This is a genomic window from Microbacterium sp. PF5 (assembly GCF_004794315.1).
GTDB classification, from domain to species: domain Bacteria; phylum Actinomycetota; class Actinomycetes; order Actinomycetales; family Microbacteriaceae; genus Microbacterium; species Microbacterium sufflavum.
The window spans coordinates 1-20,642 of sequence record NZ_SSDQ01000040.1; the positions used below are offsets into that span (position 1 = coordinate 1).

Consider the following 20,642-nt stretch of genomic DNA (forward strand, 5'->3'; position numbering starts at 1 on the left):
AGCTCGCGCGGCTTGCGGAACGCGCCGGTGAAGAACACCCGCAGCATGTGCACGCCGATACCCGCGATGAAGACCAGCGCAGCCCAGTGGTGGATCTGGCGGACCAGGAGCCCACCGCGCAGGTCGAACGAGATGTGCAGCGTCGACTCGAGAGCCGAGGACATCGCGATTCCGCGCATGGGAGCGTATGCGCCCGTGTAGTGCGTCTCGACCATCGAGGCCTGGAAGAAGAACGTCAGGAAGGTTCCGGAGAGGAACACGACGACGAAGCTCCACAGGGCGATCTCACCGAGCATGAACGACCAGTGGTCGGGGAAGATCTTGCGACCGAGCTCCTTGACGAAGCCGGAGAGGCTGGTGCGCTCATCGATGTAGTTCGATGCGGCGCCGACGAAGCGGCCGCCGAGAGGCGCCTTGGTGTCCTTCTCGTCCTTGGACAGCGTTGCGGTGCTCAATGGCGCTCCCAGAAGCTCGGGCCGACGGGTTCGGTGAAGTCGCTGCGTGCGATGAGGTAGCCCTCGTCATCCACGGTGATGGGCAGCTGCGGAAGCGGACGGGCGGCCGGTCCGAAGATGACCTTCGCGTGGTCGGTGACGTCGAACTGCGACTGGTGGCACGGGCACAGCAGGTGGTGCGTCTGCTGCTCGTACAGAGCCACCGGGCAGCCGACGTGGGTGCAGACCTTGGAGTAGGCCACGATGCCGTCGTACGACCAGTCCTTGCGGTCCTCGGCCTCGATCAGCTGCTCGGGCCGCAGGCGCATCATCAGCACGATGGCCTTGGCCTTCTCCTCGAGGTAGCCCTCGTCGTGGCCGAGTTCGGCGAGGTCCTCGGGGATGACGTGGAAGGCAGAGCCGAGCGTGACGTCGGCGGCGCGGATCGGCGTACCGTCGGGGTCGCGCACCAGGCGCATCCCCTTGTCCCACATCGTGTGCTTCAGCAGCGCCACCGGGTCGCCCTTGGTCGGGTCGTCCGGCGTGGAATGCGGTGCGAGACCGCGGAACAGCGTGACTCCGGGGATGATCGACGCCACGATCGCCGCGAACAGCGAGTTACGGATCATGGTGCGGCGGCCGAATCCGGACTCCTCGTTGGCGTCGGCGAACGCTTTGATGGCGGCCTCGCGCGTCGAGTCCTTGCCCCGCGTGGGGTGGCGCAGCTCGACGTGCTCCTTGTCGGACATGAGCGCCTTCGACCAGTGGATCGCGCCGATGCCGAGGGCGAGCAGCGCGAGAGCGATGCCCAGACCGATGAAGAGGTTGTTCTGCCGGATGTCGATGAGCGCGCCGCTCTCGATCGGGAACAGCATGTAGGCGGCGACCGCCCAGATGCTGCCGGCGAGCGACAGGTAGAACAGCGTGTAGACGGTACGGACCGCAGCCTTCTCAGCGCGCGGGTCCTTATCGGTCATCCGCTCGCGGTGCGGCGGCAGCCCGGGGTTCTGCACGGGATCGCTGACTGCGACACCCAGCCCCGGAGAGGGCTGGTAGGCCCTGTCAAGAGCCTGCGAGTCGTCGTCGTGTGCCATGGTGCTCCTCGTACGTTCCTCTTCGATGAATATGCGTCAGTTGGACTTCGCCGTGATCCACACGGTGATGGCGACCAGAGCGCCGATACCGAAGATCCACACGAACAGGCCCTCGGAAACCGGGCCGAGCGACCCCAGCGAGAAGCCACCGATCTGCACCGACTGCTGCTGGAAGAGCAGGGCCGAGATGATGTCGCGCTTGTCCTCGTCGGACAGGTTCATGTCGCCGAAGACCGGCATGTTCTGCGGGCCGGTGACCATGGCGGCATAGATGTGCAGCGCGCTGGTCTCGGTGATCGCGGGGGCGTACTTGCCCTCGGTCAGAGCACCACCGGCGGCCGCGACGTTGTGGCACATCGCGCAGTTGACGCGGAAGAGCTCGGCACCGTGCGCGACGTCTCCCTCGCCGTCCAGGATGCGGTCGGACGGGAACGTCGGACCGGGGGCCTCGGACTGCACGTAGGCCGACATCGCGAGGATCTGCTCCTCGGTGAACTGCGGCTCCTTCTGCGGTGCCTGCGGGCCCTGCATCTGCAGCGGCATGCGGCCGGTCGACACCTGGAACTCCACAGCCAGCTCGCCGACGCCGTAGAGGCTCGGTCCGTTGGGGGTGCCCTGCAGGTCGAGGCCGTGACAGGTGGCGCAGTTCGCCTGGAACAGCTTCTCGCCGTCTTCCACCGTCAACTGCGTCGCCGCGCTAGGGGCGTCGTTGGCCGCGAAGGCGGCGGACGCTCCTGCGTACACGGCGCCCGTGATCATCAGTCCAGCTCCGATGAGCGCGGCCGCCGCCAGTGGGCTGCGACGACCGCTCGAACGGCGCTTCTTCTCTCGTGCCATCTCGGGGATCAGCTCCGCTCTTATTTCAGGAAGTAGATAACGAAGAACAGCACGATCCAGACGACGTCGACGAAGTGCCAGTAGTAAGACACCACGATCGAGGACGTCGCCTCCTTGTGCCGGAAGTTCTTGACGGCGTACGCGCGGCCGATGACGAGGAGGAACGCGACGAGACCGCCGGTGACGTGCAGGGCGTGGAACCCGGTCGTCAGGTAGAAGGCCGAGGCGTACGAGTCGGCCTGGATGGGCATGCCCTCCGCGACCAGCTGCGCGTACTCCCAGACCTGGCCGGAGACGAAGATCGCGCCGAGGGCGAAGGTGAGGAAGAACCACTCGACCATGCCCCAGCCGAACAGACGACGGCGACCGGCGCCGTTCTTCTGGCCCTTCGCGATGCGGTAGGGCTGGAGGTCCTCGGCTGCGAACACGCCCATCTGGCACGTGAACGACGAGAGCACGAGGATCGCCGTGTTGACGGCCGCGAACGGCACGTTCAGAAGCTCGGTACGGTCGGCCCAGAGCTCGGGTGAAGTGCTGCGGAGCGTGAAGTAGATCGCGAAGAGTCCCGCGAAGAACATCACCTCGCTGCCGAGCCACACAATGGTGCCGACAGCTACCGGGTTGGGCCGCTTGATCGTTCTCGCCGCCGGGGCATACGTCGCTGAGGTCGTCACCCCTCCATTATGGCCGATCCGCGGACGTGATTCTTGCACCCACGGCCGTCGAATCCCTCGTCAGGGACTTAGGGGACCCTAAGAGATCACTGCGAATCATCGGTGAATCCGCGGGAAACGGCGGTCGCGGTACCTCTGCGCGGAAGCGCGGATCGATCTGCACGTTTTCTCCGCGCCGATAGGATCGCACACATGGCTGAATCCCTGACCTGGTCCGATGTGCTCACCACCCTTCTGGAGCGTCGGGACCTCAGCGTCTGGGAATCGACGTGGGCGATGCGCCAGATCATGTCGGGCTCGGTCACCGAGGCGCAGCTCGCCGGGTTCCTCGTCGCGCTCAGGGCCAAGGGCGAGACCATCGACGAGATCGTCGGATTCCGGGACGCGATCCTCGAGGCGGCCGTTCCTCTCCCGGTCTCGCCGGACGTGCTCGACATCGTCGGAACGGGCGGCGACCGCGTCGGGACCGTCAACGTGTCCACGACCGCGGCCATCATCATCGGCGCCACCGGAGTCCCTGTCGTCAAGCACGGCAATCGCGCTGCGAGCTCGGCATCCGGCTCCTCCGACGTGCTCGGCGCGCTCGGCCTGGAACTCTCGCTGGACCCCGCTGCCGTAGCCTCGATCCTCGACCGGACCGGGATCACCTTCGCGTGGGCCGGGGCGTTCCATCCCGGTTTCAAGCACGCGGGAGCCGTGCGCGCGCAGCTCGGCGTTCCGACCGTGTTCAACATGCTCGGCCCGCTCTGCAACCCCGCACGAGCCGAAGCGAACGCGGTGGGGGTGGCGCAGATGGAGCGGGTCCCGCTCATCACCGGCGTCTTCCGCACCCGCGGCGCCACCGCCCTCGTGTTCCGCGGAGACGACGGGCTGGACGAGCTCACCACGACCGGTCACAGTCGCATCTGGGAGGTGACCCGAGGCGACATCCACGAGCACGACCTGGATCCGCGCGACCTCGGCATCCCGCTCGCCGACCTCGCCGACCTGATCGGCGGCTCGCCCGAGCACAACGCGGACGTGCTGCGACGCACGCTCGCGGGTGAGACCGGGCCCGTGCGTGACATCGTGCTGCTCAACGCCGCGGCCGGGATCGTCGCGTTCGAGCTCTCGCAGGACGCCACGCAGGTGCAGCGGCCGATCCTGGAGCGTCTGCGTGAGGGATACGCTCGCGCGTCCGCGGCGGTGGACGACGGGCGGGCCCTCGCGAAGCTCGACGCGTGGATCGGTGCGAGCCGCGAACTGGCCGCCGTCGAGGAGTGACCATGGAGCCCGTCGACGCCCTCCTCGAGATCGCCTCGCTGCTCGAGCGCGAGCGGGCATCGCGGTATCGGGCGAAGGCGTTCCGGCAGGCAGCCGCCACGTTCGAGGATCTCCCCGAGGACGTGCGGAACGACCCCACCCGGCTTCGCGCCGCACGGGGGATCGGGGAGTCGACGTTCGCCGTGATCCGCCAGGCCCAGGAGGGCCGCATCCCCGAGTACCTCGTAGAGCTGCGCGGCGAGGTCGAACCCGAGCGGGTCTCGGAGCTGCGGGGCCGACTGCGCGGCGACCTGCATGCCCACACCGACTGGTCGGACGGCACCACATCCATCGAGGTGATGGCCGCCGCCGCTCGAGCCCAGGGGCACGAGTATCAGGCGATCACCGATCACTCGCCGCGTCTGCGGGTGGCGCGTGGCCTCTCCGCCGAACGGCTGCGGGAGCAGATGCCGCTCGTGCGGGCGCAGTCTGGCGACGGTTTCACGCTGCTCGCGGGCATTGAGGTGGACATCCTCGAAGACGGGTCTCTCGACCAGGACGACGATCTCCTCCGGGGACTCGACATCGTGGTCGCCTCCGTGCACTCGAAGCTGCGCATGGACGCCAGGCCCATGACCGCGCGCATGATCGCCGCCGTCTCGCATCCACGCGTCAATGTGCTCGGTCACTGCACAGGCCGGCTCGTGCAGGGCGACCGGGGGACGCGCCCGCCGTCGGCCTTTGACGCTGCGGCGGTTTTCGCCGCCTGTGCCGAGAACGGCGTGGCCGTGGAGATCAACTCGCGACCGGAGCGACAGGATCCACCCGAGGAGTTGATCGCGATCGCTTTGGAAGCCGGGTGTCTCTTCTCGATCGACTCCGACGCCCACGCGCCGGGACAGCTCTCGCTGCTGGACTACGGTGCCGAACGCGCCGAGCGTGCGGGAGTGCCCGCGTCGCGCATCGTCACCACCTGGGGTCTGTCCCGCCTGCTCGCCTGGGCGGAGTGACGCTCACTCCTCGGTCGCTGCGCGTCCGGCCTCCGTCACCGCGGTGACCGCCCGCGTCATCGAGCCGCCGAGGTTCCACCTCTCCGCCAGTGCCGTCGCCGTCGTGACCTCGCTCTCCGACAGGGCACGGAGGGGGACGTCCGGTGTGGCGATCGGGAGATCCGTCGCCACGGCCACGACGGTCGGTGCGACGTCGAGGTAGGCCGTCGCTGCGAGGATCTTGGCGCGCACCCCTGCGCTCATGCCCTCACCCGCCTCCGCCGCCTCCCGGATCCCCACCAGGTCGCCGTGCACCCCCAGCAGCGTGGCCGCCGTCTTCTCGCCCACCCCGGCGACGCCGGGGAGGCCGTCGGACGCATCCCCTCGCATCGTGGCGAAGTCGGCATACTGCGACGGGAGCACCCCGTACTTGGCGACGACGGTGGCGTCGGTGACCACCTCGAGGTTGCTCATGCCGCGCGCCGTATAGATGACCCGGACGTCGGCGGCGTCGTCGACGAGCTGGAAGAGGTCGCGATCGCCCGTCACGATGTCGACCGGCATGGATGCGTGCGTCGCCAGGGTGCCGATCACGTCGTCGGCCTCGTGCTCGGCCACACCGACGATCGGGATCCCGATGGCGGCGAGGGTCTCGCGGATGAGCGGGATCTGCGCCTCGAGGGGATCGGGCACCTCCTCGACGTCCGGCGCACCGGCCACGACCTCCACCACGCGGTGCGTCTTGTAGCTCGGGATCAGGTCGACGCGCCACTGCGGCCGCCAGTCGTCGTCCCAGCAGGCGACCACGTGCGTCGGCTGATACAGGGTGATGAGCTTCGCGACGATGTCGAGCAGTCCGCGCGCGGCGTTGATGGGGGAGCCGTCCGGGGCGGTCACCTTGTCGGGCACGCCGTAGAAGGCGCGGAAATACAGACTGGCGGTGTCGAGCAGCATGAGGCGTTCGGCGCGGGGCATGGCTTCAGGGTAGAGCGTGCGTGCGCACGGGTCAGCAGCCGGGGGCGGTGGGTTGCTCGGTGCACGTGTGACGGACGAGCGCTGTGGTGGCCTCATAGATGCGGATGGCCTGGCCGGGCCCGGGGATGGTGAGCTCGCCGGGGAGGGGCACCCAGCCGCTGCCGGTGTCGAGCTCGGCGGTGTAGTGGACGGCGGTGGTGGCGGTGTAGGTGCCGCGGGCGCGGTACACGTGGCTGGTGGGGGTGGGGGTGAGCTGGGATTGACGGAGCGCGGCCCACGGGAGTCCCGGCGTCGTGGTGGATGCGGTCGTGCCGTCGCCGTAAACGAAGTCGTAGCGGACCGGCGTGAAGCGCACGGTGATGGGCGTACCCAGGAGAGTGCCGGTGCGGGCCGGAGGGGCGGTGGGGGTGAGGAAGTTCGTGGGGAGTCCGGCGACGCCGATGTTGGACGGCTCGGCGCTGGTGGCGGCCGGGTCCGGCGCGAACTGGGCGACATCGGTGATCGTGAGCGCGGGACCCGGGGCAGCAGGCCGGGGTGCGGGAGGAGTCTGAGGCGCCGTGGCGCGGCATCGTTCGTCGGCTATTCCCGCGCACACGTCGGACTGACGGTGCTGGTCCGGGCGGGGGTAGCGGCGGGGCGTGCCCGTGTGGCGTGCGTCGGGGGTGGTGTCGACGGGGGATGAGTGAGTTTCCGTCGCCGTGATGGACAAGTTCGAATCGTTCTGTTGCACCGCGCACTGGCCCGCGATGGCGAGAGTCTTTGCGCAGGGGGTCGCGTTGGCCAACGCTACGTCCGGCGCGCTGTACACAACTGAGAACGTCGCCAGGAGGCTGACGACGGCGACGCTCACTGTTCTGAACATTGATCTGCGGCGGCTTCCTCTTCGTGATCGATGAGCAGGTCGCCCACATCTGCACTCATCTGGACGGTTTGAGCGAGAACGGGTGGACGCTCGGTGGACGTAACATCCGTTCCTTCCACGCTGACCAGCCTTGCGCGCGACACATCCAGACACACCAGTGCAGTGAGAAGCGTTCTGGCCGGTTTCACATCCGCGTCCAGCCCGATGAAGTCGGTCACGCTGACATCTCCGACCAACTGGAGACCCTTCGATCGCAGATAGTCCTCTGCTGCCAGCTCCGCTTCCAGCGCCTCTCCTCGAAGGAACCGCTGAGGCTTCGCCGAGAGGTCGCCGTTTCGACGGTCGTTTCCGGCGTCGTTGTAGGCGCGATACGTCGCTTCAGCGGCGGCGAATGCGTCGTCCTTGGAAGAAAAGAGGGGAGTAGGTGAGGGGGCGGCTTGCGGGGCAGATGTGCACGCAGCGAGCAGCAATGAGGTGGCGGCAAGGAGGACAAGACACGGCGAGGCGGTGCGGATGGTGGATGACGGGATCACTCGGTCACGGTACGGGGAATGCGGGGTCGGGCGTCGCGGTTGTCCACAGGGGAGCGGCGAACTCTCCGCTCGCGGGCGGATCGCTTCTTCTGATAGCCTGAATCGTCACTCGTGGCGTGCATGCGCATGCCCAGGTGCCGAACAATCACAATCCAACCGCTGTGAAGCATGCTGTCGGCCGTGCGCGGCCGCGCTTCCAGCCCGAGTACCCATTCAACAAGGACAACCCACTACATGACTACCGCAACGACCGCCCCGGCCACCAAGCAGGTCGCCATCAACGACATCGGATCTGCTGAGGACTTCCTGGCCGCGGTCGAGAAGACCCTGAAGTTCTTCAACGACGGCGACATCATCGAGGGCACGATCGTCAAGATCGACCGCGATGAGGTCCTCCTCGATGTCGGCTACAAGACCGAGGGCGTCATTCCCTCGCGCGAGCTCTCGATCAAGCACGACGTCGACCCCAACGAGGTCGTCGCCGTCGGCGACCAGGTCGAGGCCCTCGTTCTCCAGAAGGAGGACAAGGAAGGCCGCCTGATCCTCTCCAAGAAGCGCGCCCAGTACGAGCGCGCCTGGGGAGACGTCGAGAAGATCAAGGAGAACGACGGCGTCGTCACCGGTACGGTCATCGAGGTCGTCAAGGGTGGACTCATCGTCGACATCGGCCTCCGTGGCTTCCTCCCGGCGTCGCTCATCGAGCTGCGCCGCGTGCGCGACCTCACGCCGTACCTCGGCCAGGAGATCGAGGCGAAGATCCTCGAGCTCGACAAGAACCGCAACAACGTCGTCCTCAGCCGCCGCGCGCTGCTCGAGCAGACGCAGTCGGAGTCGCGCACCACGTTCCTGAACAACCTGCACAAGGGTCAGGTCCGCAAGGGTGTCGTCTCGTCGATCGTCAACTTCGGTGCGTTCGTCGACCTGGGCGGCGTGGACGGTCTCGTGCACGTCTCCGAGCTGTCCTGGAAGCACATCGAGCACGCCTCCGAGGTCGTCGAGGTGGGCCAGGAGGTCACCGTCGAGATCCTCGAGGTCGACCTCGACCGCGAGCGCGTCTCCCTGTCGCTGAAGGCGACGCAGGAGGACCCGTGGCAGGTCTTCGCCCGCACCCACGCGATCGGTCAGGTCACGCCGGGTAAGGTCACCAAGCTCGTCCCGTTCGGTGCGTTCGTGCGCGTCGCAGACGGCATCGAGGGCCTCGTCCACATCTCCGAGCTCTCCAGCAAGCACGTCGAGCTGGCCGAGCAGGTCGTGTCGGTCGGCGAAGAGGTCTTCGTCAAGGTCATCGACATCGACCTCGAGCGTCGCCGCATCTCGCTGTCGCTGAAGCAGGCCAACGAGTCGGTCGACCCCAACGGCACCGAGTTCGACCCGGCCCTGTACGGCATGCTCGCCGAGTACGACGAGAACGGCGAGTACAAGTACCCGGAGGGCTTCGACGCCGAGACCGGTGCGTGGAAGGAAGGCTTCGACGCCCAGCGCGAGGCATGGGAGCAGGAGTACGCTGCGGCCCAGGCTCGCTGGGAGGCGCACAAGGCTCAGGTCGCCAAGGCGGCCGAGGCCGAGGCTGCGGCCGGCGACGACTTCGGTGGCCAGTCCTTCTCGAGCGAGTCGGCCGGTGCCGGCACGCTCGCCGATGACGAGGCTCTCGCCGCTCTGCGCGAGAAGCTCTCGGGCGGCAACTCCTAAGTAACATTCCGAGAAGGGCCGTCACCCCGCCTCACGGCGGGCGTGGCGGCCCTTTTCGCGTACCGGATTCGGTGGCGATCCGCTGCGTGACGGAACATTACGACCGCATTCGTCACACAAGAGCCGCTCCGCCAGCATGGGCCTATGACCGCCCTGCTGCCCGCGTCGCGCACCGCCGACGTCACGACGACCGCAGCGACGGCGCAGGACGTGCGACTCGACGCCGTCGAACGGTCCTTCCCGATCGCACGAGGCACCCGCCGGGTGCTGCGCGGCATCGACCTGGACATCCGCGCGGGGGAGATCGTCGCCGTCGTCGGCCCCTCCGGGTGCGGCAAGTCGACTCTCCTGCGTCTCGTGGGCGGACTCGATGCGCCGAGCCGCGGCAGCATCCGCATCGGGGGCACCGCGGTCGCCGACGTGGACGAGCGCACCGCGGTCGCCTTCCAGGAGCCGCGGCTGCTGCCCTGGCGGACGATCGCACAGAACGTCGAGCTCGGCCTGCCGCGAGGCACCGGGCGTCGAGCGGGATGCGCGCGCGTGCAGGAGCTGCTGCACCTGGTGGGGCTCGACCATGCCGCCGATCAGCGCCCGCGTGAGGTTTCCGGGGGCATGGCGCAGCGGGCATCCCTCGCGCGAGCCCTCGCCCGCAACCCCTCCGTGCTGCTGCTCGACGAGCCCTTCGGCGCGCTCGACGCCCTCACGCGCCTGCGTATGCACGACCTGCTGCTGAAGATCCACGCAGCCGAGCCCACCACCGTGCTCCTCGTGACGCACGACGTGGAAGAGGCCCTCTACCTCGCCGACCGCGTGCTGCTGCTGCGCACCCTCGGCGACCACGACCACGCCTCCGTCGCCCGCACGATCGAGGTGCCGGGAGCCCGACCCCGCGACCGCGCCGACCGCGGCCTCGCCGACCTGCGCGCCGACCTCCTCGAGGGACTCGGCGTCGACACCCACCACCGCAGCACCGAGGAGACCCGATGAGCACCATCACCCGCCGAATCATCCCCGCGATCGCGATCGCCGGGACGATGATGCTCGTCGCGACCGGCTGCGTCGCGGGCGAGAACGCGACCGCCGACACCGACACGGACACCGCACCGGCGGCCGACGCCGAGTGGTCGTCCGACACCCTCTCCATCGACTTCGCCACCTACAACCCGCTCAGCCTCGTCGTGCGCGACCAGGGGATCCTGGAGGACATCCTGGGCGACGACGTGACGGTCGAGTGGGTGCAGTCCGCCGGCTCCAACAAGGCGAACGAGCTGCTCCGCTCCGGTTCGGTCGATGTCGGCTCGACCGCGGGATCCGCGGCGCTGCTCGCCCGCGCCAACGGCTCGCCCATCCAGGTGATCGACATCTTCTCGCAGCCGGAGTGGTCGGCGATCGTCGTCGGACCCGACAGCGACATCACCTCGGTCGAAGACCTGAAGGGCGCCTCGGTCGCGGCCACCAAGGGCACCGACCCCTACTTCTTCCTGCTGCAGGCGCTGGACGAGGCGGGCCTCTCCCTGTCCGACGTCGAGGTGCAGAACCTGCAGCACGCCGACGGTCGCGCCGCGCTCGACGGCGGCTCGGTGGACGCGTGGGCCGGGCTCGACCCGATCATGGCAGCCGCCGAGGTCGAGTCGGGGGACACGCTCGTCTACCGCAACGTCGACTTCAACACCTACGGCTTCCTCAACGCCACGGAGGACTTCCTCACCGAGCACCCCGACCTCGCCCAGGCCGTCGTCGACGCCTACGAGCAGGCGCGCGAGTGGGCTCTGCAGAACCCCGAGGAGACGGCGGCGCTGCTCGCGGAGGTCGCAGGCATCGACGTCGAGGTCGCCACCACCGTGATCCAGGAGCGCTCGAACCTCGACGTGAGCGGCATCCCCGGAGACGACCAGCTCGCGGTGCTCGAGAAGATCGCGCCCGTGCTCGCCGAGTCCGGCGACGTGCAGGGAGGCCAGGCGTCGGTCGACAAGGCGCTCTCGTCGATCGTGAACGACGCGTTCGCGAAGAAGGCGGTCGGGGACGAGTGACCGATCTCGACCAGCGGGTGATCGTCCCGGCGGACTCGCGGGACGCGCTCGACGTCGCGAAGGGCGAGCACCGGCGTCCGACCGGCGCGGGGCACGGGTGGAACCGCCCGGCCGTGCGGGTCATCGCCGGGCTCGTGCTCCCGCTGCTGATCCTCGGCGCCTGGCAGTACGTGACCGCGACCGGGATCGTGCCGCCCTACCGGCTGCCCGCACCCGCCTCGGTCGTGACGGCCGGTGTCGAACTCGCACAGCGCGGAGAACTGTGGACGCACATCGCGATCTCCGTGCAGCGCGTGCTGCTCGGCTTCGCGATCGGTTCGGTGATCGGTCTCGCGGTCGCCGGGATCGTCGGTCTCTCGCGCCTCGGCGACGTGCTGCTGAGTCCCACGCTCGCCGCGCTGCGGGCCGTGCCCTCGCTCGCCTGGGTGCCGCTGCTCATCCTGTGGATGCAGATCGGCGAGGAGTCGAAGGTCACCCTGATCGCGATCGGTGCCTTCTTCCCCGTGTACACCACCGTCGCCTCGGCCCTGCGACACGTCGACCCCCAGCTGGTCGAGGCCGGCCGCTCGTTCAGCCTGCGCGGATGGTCGCTGTTCCGAGTGGTGCAGCTGCCCGCCGTGATCCCCTCCGTCGTGTCCGGACTGCGGCTCGCCCTGGCTCAGGCGTGGCTGTTCCTCGTCGCCGCGGAGCTCATCGCGTCGTCGATGGGGCTCGGCTTCCTGCTGACCGACTCCCAGAACAGCGGACGCGTGGACCGGATCCTGCTATCGATCGTGCTGCTGGCCCTGCTCGGCACCCTCACCAACGGGGTGCTCGCGCTGGTCGAGAAGTACCTGCTGCGGCGATGGACGTGACCGCGACCGAGGCCCGGCTGCACGAGACGCGCGTCTACCCGCCGTCACCGCTGTTCCCGGACGCCAACGTGACCGCCGAGGCCTACGCCAGGGCGGCCGCCGACCCCACCGCGTTCTGGGAGGAAGCGGCGCGGCGGCTGGAGTGGTCTGCACCGTGGCACACCGCGCACGAGTGGGAGCCCCCGATCGACGGGCGCGTTCCCGCCGCGCGGTGGTTCGTCGGCGGACGGCTCAACGTGGCCGTGAACTGCCTCGACCGCCACGTCGCCGCGGGCCGCGGAGACCGGGTCGCGCTGCACTTCGAGGGCGAGCCGGGCGACCGGGAGTCGGTGACGTACGCCGAGCTGCTGCGCCGGGTGTCCCGCGCCGCGAACGCCCTCACGGCGCTCGGCATCGGCGCGGGCGACCGGGTCGTGATCTACCTGCCGGTGCTCGTGGAGACGGTGGTGGTCACCCTGGCGTGTGCGCGCATCGGCGCCGTCCACTCGCTCGTGTTCGGCGGGTTCTCGGCGGAGGCCGTGCGCTTCCGGCTCGAGGACACCGGTGCGAAGCTCCTCGTCACCAGCGACGGGCAGTTCCGGCGCGGTGCCGCGACCGAGGTCAAATCCACCGCCGACCGCGCGGCAGCGGGCCTTGACACCCTGGAGCACGTCCTCGTGCTGCGCCGCACGGGCCAGGACGTGCCGTGGACCGAGGGCAGAGACGTGTGGTGGCACGACGTGGTCGACACGGCCTCGCCGGTCCACGACGCGGAGGCGTTCGACGCGGAGCATCCGCTCTTCGTGATCTACACCTCCGGCACGACCGGGAAGCCCAAGGGGCTGGTGCACACGTCCGGCGGCTACCTGACGCACGCGAGCTGGGCGCACTGGGCGCATTTCGACGCGAAGCCGGACGACGTGCACTGGTGCACGGCCGACCTGGCCTGGGTCACCGCGCACACGTACGAGATCTACGGACCGCTGTCGAACGGTCTGACGCAGGTGATCTACGAGGGCACGCCGGACGCCCCGCATCGCGAGCGGCACCTCGAGATCATCGAACGGTACGGCGTCACGGTGTACTACACGGCCCCGACGCTCATCCGCACGTTCATGACCTGGTTTGGCGCGGACCTCCCCGCGGGTCACGACCTGTCCTCGCTGCGTCTGCTGGGCACGGTCGGCGAGGCCATCAACCCGGAGGCCTGGGTGTGGTTCCGCCGCGCCTTCGGCCGCGATGAGCTGCCTGTGATCGACACGTGGTGGCAGTCGGAGACGGGGGCCGCGATGATCGCGCCGCTGCCGGGGGTGACGGCGCTCAAGCCGGGTTCCGCCTCGGTCCCGCTGCCCGGCATCGACGTGGCCGTGGTGGACGAGCACGGCGACGAGGTCGCCGCCGGTCAGTCCGGCACACTGGTGGTCCGGCGCCCGTGGCCCGGCATGGCGCGGACGGTGTGGGGCAACCCGCAGCGCTATCGCGACGCGTACTGGTCGGCGTACGCCGGCCGGGGCGAGCACGGCGGCTACTACGTCGCGGGTGACGGAGCCACGAGGGATGCGGACGGGTACATCTGGATCCTCGGCCGGCTCGACGACGTCGTGAACGTGTCGGGTCACCGGCTCTCCACGATCGAGATCGAATCGGCCCTCGTGGCCCACGACACCGTCGGCGAGGCGGGCTCGGCCGGAGTGCCGGACGCCGTCACCGGACAGGCCGTCGTGGCGTACGTGACCCCGTCCGGCCGGGCGGAGGTCGAACCGGCCACGCTGCGCGAGCAGGTCGCACGGGCGATCGGCCCGGTCGCGAAGCCCCGACACATCGTCGTCGTGCCTGATCTGCCGAAGACCCGCTCCGGCAAGATCATGCGCCGACTGCTGGCAGAGTTGTGGGAGGCCGAGCACGACCGTCGAGCCGGTCGAGTGCCCCGCCCCCTCGGGGACACCACCTCGCTGCAGAACCCGTGGGCCGTCGACGACATCGCCGACGTGCTCTCCGCCGCCGAACTGAGGACATCATGACGGAAGAACATCGCTTCGGGTTCCGCACCAGGGCCCTGCACGCCGGCGGCACGCCGGACGCATCGACGGGCGCACGGGCGGTGCCGATCTACCAGACAACGTCGTTCGTGTTCGACGACGCGGCGGACGCCGGAAACCTGTTCGCTCTGCAGAAGTACGGCAACATCTACTCGCGCATCGGCAACCCCACGGTCGCCGCGCTCGAGGAGCGCCTGGCCTCGCTGGAGGGCGGCATCGGGGCCGTCGCGACCGCCTCGGGCATGAGCGCGGAGTTCCTCACCTTCGCGGCCCTCGTCGGGGCCGGGGACCACGTCGTCGCCGCGGCACAGCTCTACGGCGGCACGGTGACGCAGCTCGACGTGACCCTGCGCCGCTTCGGCGTCGAGACCACGTTCGTCGCCTCGACCGACCCTGTCGACTTCGCCGCGGCGATCCGTCCGGAGACGAAGGTCGTGTACGTCGAGATGATCGGCAACCCCTCCGGCGAGATCGCGGATATCGAGGGTCTCGCCGCGGTCGCCCATGCGGCGGGCGTCCCGCTCGTCGTGGACGCGACGCTCGCCACGCCCTACCTGGCGCGTCCGCTCGAGCACGGTGCGGACATCGTGATCCACTCGGTCACCAAGTTCCTCGGCGGCCACGGGACCACCCTCGGCGGTGTCGTGATCGAGAAGGGCACCTTCGACTGGGGCAACGGGAAGTTCCCGCAGATGACGGAGCCCGTCGCGTCGTACGGCGGCATCCGGTGGTGGGACAACTTCGGCGAGTACGGCTTCCTCACCAAGCTCCGCTCCGAGCAGCTGCGCGACATCGGGCCGGCGCTGAGCCCGCAGTCGGCGTTCACCCTGCTGCAGGGCATCGAGACGCTGCCGCAGCGCATCGATGCGCATCTGGCCAACGCCCGGGTCGTCGCGGACTGGCTGGCATCCGACCCGCGGGTCGCCTACGTCACGTGGGCGGGTCTGGAGGATCATCCGCATCACGAGCGTGCGGCGAAGTACCTCCCGCTCGGTCCCGGCTCCGTGTTCGCGTTCGGGGTGGCCGCGGACGACGGGCGTGCCGCGGGGGAGAAGCTGATCGAGAACCTGCAGCTCGCGTCGCACCTGGCGAACATCGGCGACGCCAGGACCCTGGTGATCCACCCGGCCTCGACCACGCACCGCCAGCTCACCGAGGAGCAGCTCGTGGACGCCGGGGTGCGTCCCGATCTGATCCGCATCTCGGTCGGGCTGGAAGACGCGGACGACATCCTCTGGGACCTGGATCAGGCCCTCACCATCGCGACGGGAGTCACCCGATGAGCGCCACGACCTCGACCGGCGACGCCTGCGCTCTTCCGGCGGCGCCCGCGGACGGGCAGAGCTGCGCCCTTCCCGCGGCCGCGCCCGCCCCTGGTCGCACGTGGACGGGGCCCACGCAGCAGGAGCGATTCGCGCTGCTCCGCAGGGCGAGGACCATCGCGATCGTCGGAGCGTCGAACAACCCGGCACGGGCGTCGTTCTTCGTCGCGACCTACCTGCTGTCCAGCACGGCCTACGACGTGTACCTGGTGAACCCGCGGGAGACCGAGATCCTCGGACAGCCCGTCTACGCCTCCCTCGCGGACCTTCCCGTGCGGCCGGACATCGTGGACGTGTTCCGTCGCCACGACGACCTGCCGGGCGTGGCGCAGGAGGCGATCGACGCGGGGGCCTCGACCCTGTGGCTCCAGCTCGGGTCGTGGAACGAGGAGGCCGCCACGATCGCCGAGGCCGCGGGGCTCGCGGTGGTGATGGACCGGTGCATCAAGATCGAGCACGCACGCTTCCACGGCGGACTGCATCTCGCGGGATTCGACACCGGCGTGATCAGCTCGCGACGGCAGTTGCTCGCGCGCTGAGGCCCGTGGTGGGGAACCTAGACTGACGTCATGCCCCTCATCGCCCTCACCGGTGGCATCGCCTCCGGGAAGTCGACCATCGCCCGTCGTCTCGCGGAGCACGGAGCGATCATCGTGGATGCGGACGCGATCGTGCGCGACGTGCAGGCGCCCGGGTCGCCGGTGCTGGAGCGGATCGCCGAGGTGTTCGGCCCGGAGGTCATCGCGGAGGACGGCTCCCTGGATCGGCCGGCGCTGGGCGCGCGGGTGTTCGGCGACCCGGAGCAGCTGGCGCAGCTGAACGCGATCGTGCACCCCGCCGTGCGCGACGAGTCGCAGCGCCGCTTCACGGACGCGCTCGCCGCCGATCCGCACGCGGTGGTGGTGTACGACGTGCCGTTGCTGGTGGAGGCGAGGGTCGACGACCCGTGGGACCTGATCGTGGTCGCGCATGCCCCGGCGGAGGAGCGTCTGCGTCGGCTGGTCGAGCTGCGGGGCATGGACGAGGCTGCCGCCCGCGAGCGCATCGGCGCGCAGGTGTCCGACGAGAAGCGTCTGGCGATCGCCGACGTGGTGATCGAGACCGGCGGCGCTCTCGCCGAGACGGTCGCGCAGGCCGACGCGCTGTGGGAGCGCCTCCGCACCGGCTGACCGACCGGACGTTCAGCATTTCTCCAGGTGCGCAGAACGTCGCCGATATTCTGGAAGGGCGTGGGGACGCACCAGGGGATGGTCTGCTGGGGGAGAGCTTTTTTCCGCGCGCTGGGGAGTGGAAGAAGTGACTCAGTCGAGCCATGGCATCTCGCGTCGGACTCTGATCAAGGGAGCGGCCTGGTCGGCCCCCGTCATCGCGGTGGCCGTCGCTGCGCCGCTGGCGGCAGCCAGCGCGACCGTCGTCCCGAACAGCACGGCGAACTACTACTGGGACGCGGAGGCGCAGGGCGCGTTCACCAGCCTGGTCGCGGCGAGCGGTGGCCTGCGCGCCACCTTCAGCACCCAGATCAGCTATCGGGCGAACCCCTGGATGAGTCCGCCCGCCGGTGGCTCGCTCGTCGTGGTCGTCACGTTCTCCTCTCCCGTCACGCTCGACCCCGCGTCGTCGTTCGGGGCCTGGGTGCCGCAGCCCGTCGGCGGCTCCACCGCCACGAGCTTCACCTTCATCAGGACGCCGTCGAGCTTCGGCGACGCGCTGAGCTTCAACGTGATCGGCTCGGCGCCCGGCGAACTGCGCTCGACCGCGACCATGACGCTCCTCAACGGCGGGAGTGCGACCGCGACCACCGAGCCCTCGGCGGAGACGGCGGTCCTGGTCGCCTGACCCGGCCCCGATGTCGGAGGGGCGGCTTACGCTGGAAGCATGCAGCCCACGCGCAGTGTCCGTCCCTTCGAGGTCATCAGCGAGTACGCCCCGGCCGGTGATCAGCCGCAGGCCATCGCCGACCTCGCCTCGCGCATCAACGCGGGCGAGACCGACATCGTCCTCCTCGGCGCCACGGGTACCGGCAAGTCCGCGACGACGGCGTGGCTGATCGAGCAGGTGCAGCGTCCCACGCTGGTGCTCGCGCACAACAAGACCCTCGCCGCCCAGCTCGCCAACGAGTTCCGCGAGCTCATGCCGAACAACGCGGTGGAGTACTTCGTCTCGTACTACGACTACTACCAGCCAGAGGCGTATGTGCCGCAGACGGACACCTTCATCGAGAAGGACTCGTCGATCAACGCCGAGGTCGAGCGGCTCCGACACTCCACCACCAACTCGCTGCTGAGCCGGCGCGACGTGGTCGTGGTGTCGACGGTGTCGTGCATCTACGGCCTCGGCGCGCCGGAGGAGTACCTGCGGGCCATGGTGGCGCTGCAGGTGGGGGAGCGGTACGACCGCGACGCGCTCATCCGGCAGTTCATCGCGATGCAGTACAACCGCAACGACGTCGACTTCTCGCGGGGCAACTTCCGGGTGCGCGGCGACACGATCGAGATCATCCCGGTCTACGAGGAGCACGCGATCCGCATCGAGCTGTTCGGCGACGAGATCGAGGCGCTGTACTCGCTGCACCCGCTCACCGGCGAGGTGATCGAGAAGCTCGACGCCGTGCCGATCTTCCCCGCGTCGCACTACGTCGCCGGAACCGACGTGATCCAGCGCTCCATCGGCACGATCGAGCACGAGCTGGAGGAGCGGCTGAAGGAGTTCGAGCGCCAGGGCAAGCTGCTCGAGGCGCAGCGTCTCCGCATGCGCACCACGTTCGACCTGGAGATGCTGCAGCAGCTCGGCTTCTGCTCGGGGATCGAGAACTACTCGCGGCACATGGACGGCCGCATGCCGGGCGAGCCCCCGCACACGCTGCTCGACTTCTTCCCCGACGATTTCCTGCTGGTGATCGACGAGTCGCACGTCACGGTGCCGCAGATCGGCGCGATGTACGAGGGCGATGCCTCCCGCAAGCGCACGCTGGTCGACCACGGCTTCCGGCTGCCCAGCGCGATGGACAACCGCCCGCTGCGGTGGGACGAGTTCAAGAACCGCATCGGGCAGACCGTGTACCTGTCGGCGACGCCGGGCAAGTACGAGATGGGCATCGCCGACGGCGTGGTGGAGCAGATCATCCGCCCGACGGGTCTGGTCGACCCGGAGATCATCGTGAAGCCGTCGAAGGGGCAGATCGACGACCTGCTCGAAGAGATCCGGCTGCGGGTCGAGCGCGATGAGCGCGTACTCGTCACGACGCTGACGAAGAAGATGGCCGAGGAGCTCACCGACTTCCTCGGTGAACACGGCGTGCGGGTCCGCTACCTGCACTCCGACGTCGACACGCTCCGCCGAGTGGAACTGCTCAGTGAGCTGCGCGCCGGCGTGTACGACGTGCTCGTGGGCATCAACCTGCTGCGTGAGGGCCTCGACCTGCCCGAGGTGTCGCTGGTGGCGATCCTCGACGCCGACAAGGAGGGCTTCCTCCGCTCCGGCACCTCGCTCATCCAGACGATCGGCCGCGCGGCGCGAAACGTCTCGGGTGAGGTGCACATGTACGCCGACAACATGACCGACTCCATGGCGAAGGCCATCGAGGAGACCGACCGCCGTCGCGAGAAGCAGATCGCGTACAACAAGGAGAACGGCATCGACCCGCAGCCCCTGCGCAAGCGGATCGCCGACATCACCGAGGTGCTCGCCCGCGAGGGCGCCGACACCGCCGACCTGATGTCGGGCCGTGGCCGGGCCTCGGGCAAGGGCAAATCGCCGACGCCGAACCTCCGGCGCACGGGCATCGCGGCCGAGGGGGCGCAGCAGCTCGAGGCGACGATCCAGGATCTGACCGATCAGATGCTCGCGGCGGCCGCCGAGCTGAAGTTCGAGCTCGCCGGGCGCCTGCGCGATGAGGTGCAAGACCTCAAGAAGGAGCTCCGCTCGATGGAGCGGGCCGGGCACGCCTGAGCGGAGTGGCGATGGATGACGCAGGGAACGACCTCGCCGATCGGATCCGGGCGCTGCTGAGCGCGGATGACGCGATCGAGGAGCGCCGGATGTTCGGAACCAAGGCGTTCCTGGACGGCGGGCGCATCCTGGTCGGCGCGCGCACGGGCGGTGTGCTCCTCGTCCGCGTGGACGACGAGAACGGGGCGGCGATGCTCACGGAAGCGGGGGTCTCCCGCGCGGTGATGGGCTCGCGCACCATGAGTTCCGGGTGGCTCGACGTCGCGCCGTCGGCGATCGAGGACGATGCCGCGCTGATGCTGTGGCTCGATGTCGCGCGCGAGTCGACGGGCGCCGCGGTCGAGGCGGCTTCCGACGAGGGCTAGGGGCAGTGCACCAGGGTCTTCGGACCCGATCGGTCGATCTCGTGCTGTGTCATCGGCGCCCCGCACAGCGGGCAGGCCCGCTCGGCGCGCTCGGCAGCGCTGGGAGGCGGCGTCTTCTCGTACGGTCCGACGGACGCGGGACCGGCGAGACGGACCAGGTTGGTGTTGACCCAGGTGTAGAGGCCCCCGGCCTCGCGGATGCGGGTGCGAAGCGGGGGCCGAGTGGAGTCGTTCGACATGTTCATTAGTGTACTAATGATTCGTGCAGATGTATAGTCGATCCGTGACCGCCTCCGACGACCTGCTCCGCCTCGAGAACCAGTTGTGCTTCGCGATCGTCACGGCCGCTCGCAACATCGTGGCGATCTACCGCCCGATCCTGGAGCCGCTGGGACTGACGCATCCGCAGTACCTGGTCATGCTCGCGCTGTGGGAAAGGGCGCCGCGCACCCTCAACGACCTTGCCGCAGACCTCGCGCTGGAGCCGGCGACGGCCTCGCCCCTCGTCAAGCGCCTGGAGACGGACGGCCTCGTGGCACGACAGCGCAGCGCCGAGGACGAGCGTCGGCTCGAGATCACGCTCACGGAGGCGGGCGTGGCGCTGCGTGCTCGCGCTGTCGACGTGCCCGTGCAGGTCATGCGCGCCGTCGGCATGAGCATCCAGGAGGTCGGTGCGCTCCGCGACGGACTCGGCGCTTTCGCCGGGCGCCGGCTCGACAGCGGCTCCACGGCAGCGCCGTCCGCCTGACCACGCCCGCGCCGCGCCCGACCCTAGG

Annotated in this window: 22 protein-coding genes; 14 read left to right on the plus strand and 8 right to left on the minus strand. The window is 69.2% G+C overall.

Features of this window, described 5'->3' with window-relative positions:
- The 4 genes from DW297_RS01725 to ctaE form a co-directional block, all read right to left on the minus strand.
- A partial coding sequence (locus DW297_RS01725) for a cytochrome b N-terminal domain-containing protein (protein WP_205828203.1) occupies positions 1 to 455 on the minus strand: 455 nt, incomplete at its 3' end.
- Entirely contained in the window at positions 452 to 1,528 is a 1,077-nt protein-coding gene (gene qcrA / locus DW297_RS01730; protein ID WP_136028787.1) for a cytochrome bc1 complex Rieske iron-sulfur subunit, read from the minus strand. The genes qcrA and DW297_RS01725, both read right to left, overlap by 4 nt.
- A gap of 36 nt (positions 1,529 to 1,564) precedes the next feature.
- Positions 1,565 to 2,365: a cytochrome bc1 complex diheme cytochrome c subunit gene (qcrC, locus tag DW297_RS01735; RefSeq protein ID WP_136028788.1), complete on the minus strand. Its 801-nt coding sequence runs from the start codon at positions 2,363 to 2,365 to the stop codon at positions 1,565 to 1,567.
- A 20-nt stretch (positions 2,366 to 2,385) separates the two neighbouring features.
- Positions 2,386 to 3,039 (minus strand): aa3-type cytochrome oxidase subunit III, encoded by a 654-nt coding sequence (ctaE, locus tag DW297_RS01740; RefSeq protein WP_136028789.1) that lies wholly within the window; start codon positions 3,037 to 3,039, stop codon positions 2,386 to 2,388.
- Between the two features lie 192 nt (positions 3,040 to 3,231).
- Between ctaE and trpD the strand changes: the two genes are divergently transcribed.
- Positions 3,232 to 4,302 (plus strand): anthranilate phosphoribosyltransferase, encoded by a 1,071-nt coding sequence (gene trpD, locus DW297_RS01745; protein ID WP_136028790.1) that lies wholly within the window; start codon positions 3,232 to 3,234, stop codon positions 4,300 to 4,302.
- 2 nt (positions 4,303 to 4,304) lie between these two features.
- The gene (locus DW297_RS01750; RefSeq protein WP_205828204.1) at positions 4,305 to 5,291 is read left to right on the plus strand and encodes a PHP domain-containing protein; all 987 of its coding nucleotides are present in this window, start codon (positions 4,305 to 4,307) and stop codon (positions 5,289 to 5,291) included.
- Positions 5,292 to 5,294: 3 nt separating this feature from the next.
- Here the strand turns inward: DW297_RS01750 and DW297_RS01755 are convergent, their stop codons facing one another.
- From DW297_RS01755 to DW297_RS01765, 3 genes are all read right to left on the minus strand, one after another.
- On the minus strand, positions 5,295 to 6,245 hold the full coding sequence (locus DW297_RS01755) for a 5'-3' exonuclease (RefSeq protein WP_136028792.1): 951 nt from the start codon (positions 6,243 to 6,245) through the stop codon (positions 5,295 to 5,297).
- A gap of 31 nt (positions 6,246 to 6,276) precedes the next feature.
- Positions 6,277 to 6,954 carry a hypothetical protein gene (locus DW297_RS01760; protein WP_136028793.1) on the minus strand — a complete coding sequence of 226 codons (678 nt, stop codon included), beginning with the start codon at positions 6,952 to 6,954 and terminating at the stop codon, positions 6,277 to 6,279.
- 137 nt (positions 6,955 to 7,091) lie between these two features.
- On the minus strand, positions 7,092 to 7,640 hold the full coding sequence (locus DW297_RS01765) for a hypothetical protein (RefSeq protein WP_136028794.1): 549 nt from the start codon (positions 7,638 to 7,640) through the stop codon (positions 7,092 to 7,094).
- A 234-nt stretch (positions 7,641 to 7,874) separates the two neighbouring features.
- Between DW297_RS01765 and rpsA the strand changes: the two genes are divergently transcribed.
- The 11 genes from rpsA (at position 7,875) to DW297_RS01820 (ending at position 19,866) form a co-directional block, all read left to right on the plus strand.
- Complete coding sequence (gene rpsA, locus DW297_RS01770) at positions 7,875 to 9,329, plus strand: 30S ribosomal protein S1 (RefSeq protein ID WP_136028795.1); 1,455 nt, start codon at positions 7,875 to 7,877, stop codon at positions 9,327 to 9,329.
- 144 nt (positions 9,330 to 9,473) lie between these two features.
- On the plus strand, positions 9,474 to 10,316 hold the full coding sequence (locus DW297_RS01775) for an ABC transporter ATP-binding protein (protein ID WP_136028796.1): 843 nt from the start codon (positions 9,474 to 9,476) through the stop codon (positions 10,314 to 10,316).
- Positions 10,313 to 11,359, plus strand: a complete 1,047-nt coding sequence (locus DW297_RS01780; protein WP_136028797.1) for an aliphatic sulfonate ABC transporter substrate-binding protein — start codon at positions 10,313 to 10,315, stop codon at positions 11,357 to 11,359. The genes DW297_RS01775 and DW297_RS01780 overlap by 4 nt, the downstream gene beginning before the upstream one ends.
- Positions 11,356 to 12,213: an ABC transporter permease gene (locus DW297_RS01785; RefSeq protein WP_136028798.1), complete on the plus strand. Its 858-nt coding sequence runs from the start codon at positions 11,356 to 11,358 to the stop codon at positions 12,211 to 12,213. Before DW297_RS01780 ends, DW297_RS01785 begins: the two co-directional genes overlap by 4 nt.
- Positions 12,204 to 14,213: an acetate--CoA ligase gene (acs, locus tag DW297_RS01790; RefSeq protein ID WP_136028799.1), complete on the plus strand. Its 2,010-nt coding sequence runs from the start codon at positions 12,204 to 12,206 to the stop codon at positions 14,211 to 14,213. Before DW297_RS01785 ends, acs begins: the two co-directional genes overlap by 10 nt.
- Entirely contained in the window at positions 14,210 to 15,514 is a 1,305-nt protein-coding gene (locus tag DW297_RS01795; RefSeq protein ID WP_136028801.1) for an O-acetylhomoserine aminocarboxypropyltransferase/cysteine synthase family protein, read from the plus strand. The genes acs and DW297_RS01795 overlap by 4 nt, the downstream gene beginning before the upstream one ends.
- Positions 15,511 to 16,092, plus strand: a complete 582-nt coding sequence (locus tag DW297_RS01800; protein ID WP_136028803.1) for a CoA-binding protein — start codon at positions 15,511 to 15,513, stop codon at positions 16,090 to 16,092. The genes DW297_RS01795 and DW297_RS01800 overlap by 4 nt, the downstream gene beginning before the upstream one ends.
- 30 nt (positions 16,093 to 16,122) lie before the next feature.
- Positions 16,123 to 16,722: a dephospho-CoA kinase gene (coaE, locus tag DW297_RS01805; RefSeq protein ID WP_136028805.1), complete on the plus strand. Its 600-nt coding sequence runs from the start codon at positions 16,123 to 16,125 to the stop codon at positions 16,720 to 16,722.
- Between the two features lie 127 nt (positions 16,723 to 16,849).
- On the plus strand, positions 16,850 to 17,389 hold the full coding sequence (locus tag DW297_RS01810) for a hypothetical protein (protein ID WP_168442771.1): 540 nt from the start codon (positions 16,850 to 16,852) through the stop codon (positions 17,387 to 17,389).
- A 39-nt stretch (positions 17,390 to 17,428) separates the two neighbouring features.
- Positions 17,429 to 19,501 carry an excinuclease ABC subunit UvrB gene (uvrB, locus tag DW297_RS01815; protein WP_136028809.1) on the plus strand — a complete coding sequence of 691 codons (2,073 nt, stop codon included), beginning with the start codon at positions 17,429 to 17,431 and terminating at the stop codon, positions 19,499 to 19,501.
- 11 nt (positions 19,502 to 19,512) lie between these two features.
- On the plus strand, positions 19,513 to 19,866 hold the full coding sequence (locus DW297_RS01820) for a TfoX/Sxy family protein (protein ID WP_206253332.1): 354 nt from the start codon (positions 19,513 to 19,515) through the stop codon (positions 19,864 to 19,866).
- Here the strand turns inward: DW297_RS01820 and DW297_RS01825 are convergent.
- Positions 19,863 to 20,105, minus strand: coding sequence for a hypothetical protein (locus DW297_RS01825; protein ID WP_205812731.1), 243 nt, complete (start codon positions 20,103 to 20,105; stop codon positions 19,863 to 19,865). The genes DW297_RS01820 and DW297_RS01825 overlap by 4 nt on opposite strands.
- 44 nt (positions 20,106 to 20,149) lie before the next feature.
- On the opposite strand from DW297_RS01825, the gene DW297_RS01830 reads away from it, so the two are divergent.
- Positions 20,150 to 20,614, plus strand: a complete 465-nt coding sequence (locus tag DW297_RS01830) for a MarR family winged helix-turn-helix transcriptional regulator (protein ID WP_240744490.1) — start codon at positions 20,150 to 20,152, stop codon at positions 20,612 to 20,614.
- Positions 20,615 to 20,642 lie beyond the last annotated feature (28 nt).

Coding starts and splice junctions, on each gene's coding strand:
- qcrA (WP_136028787.1), bottom strand. CDS start 1,528: ATGGCACACGACGACGACTCGCAGGCTCTTGACAGGGCCTACCAGCCC.
- qcrC (WP_136028788.1), bottom strand. CDS start 2,365: ATGGCACGAGAGAAGAAGCGCCGTTCGAGCGGTCGTCGCAGCCCACTG.
- trpD (WP_136028790.1), top strand. CDS start 3,232: ATGGCTGAATCCCTGACCTGGTCCGATGTGCTCACCACCCTTCTGGAG.
- DW297_RS01750 (WP_205828204.1), top strand. CDS start 4,305: ATGGAGCCCGTCGACGCCCTCCTCGAGATCGCCTCGCTGCTCGAGCGC.
- DW297_RS01755 (WP_136028792.1), bottom strand. CDS start 6,245: ATGCCCCGCGCCGAACGCCTCATGCTGCTCGACACCGCCAGTCTGTAT.
- rpsA (WP_136028795.1), top strand. CDS start 7,875: ATGACTACCGCAACGACCGCCCCGGCCACCAAGCAGGTCGCCATCAAC.
- DW297_RS01775 (WP_136028796.1), top strand. CDS start 9,474: ATGACCGCCCTGCTGCCCGCGTCGCGCACCGCCGACGTCACGACGACC.
- DW297_RS01780 (WP_136028797.1), top strand. CDS start 10,313: ATGAGCACCATCACCCGCCGAATCATCCCCGCGATCGCGATCGCCGGG.
- acs (WP_136028799.1), top strand. CDS start 12,204: ATGGACGTGACCGCGACCGAGGCCCGGCTGCACGAGACGCGCGTCTAC.
- DW297_RS01795 (WP_136028801.1), top strand. CDS start 14,210: ATGACGGAAGAACATCGCTTCGGGTTCCGCACCAGGGCCCTGCACGCC.
- DW297_RS01800 (WP_136028803.1), top strand. CDS start 15,511: ATGAGCGCCACGACCTCGACCGGCGACGCCTGCGCTCTTCCGGCGGCG.
- coaE (WP_136028805.1), top strand. CDS start 16,123: ATGCCCCTCATCGCCCTCACCGGTGGCATCGCCTCCGGGAAGTCGACC.
- uvrB (WP_136028809.1), top strand. CDS start 17,429: ATGCAGCCCACGCGCAGTGTCCGTCCCTTCGAGGTCATCAGCGAGTAC.
- DW297_RS01820 (WP_206253332.1), top strand. CDS start 19,513: ATGGATGACGCAGGGAACGACCTCGCCGATCGGATCCGGGCGCTGCTG.
- DW297_RS01825 (WP_205812731.1), bottom strand. CDS start 20,105: ATGTCGAACGACTCCACTCGGCCCCCGCTTCGCACCCGCATCCGCGAG.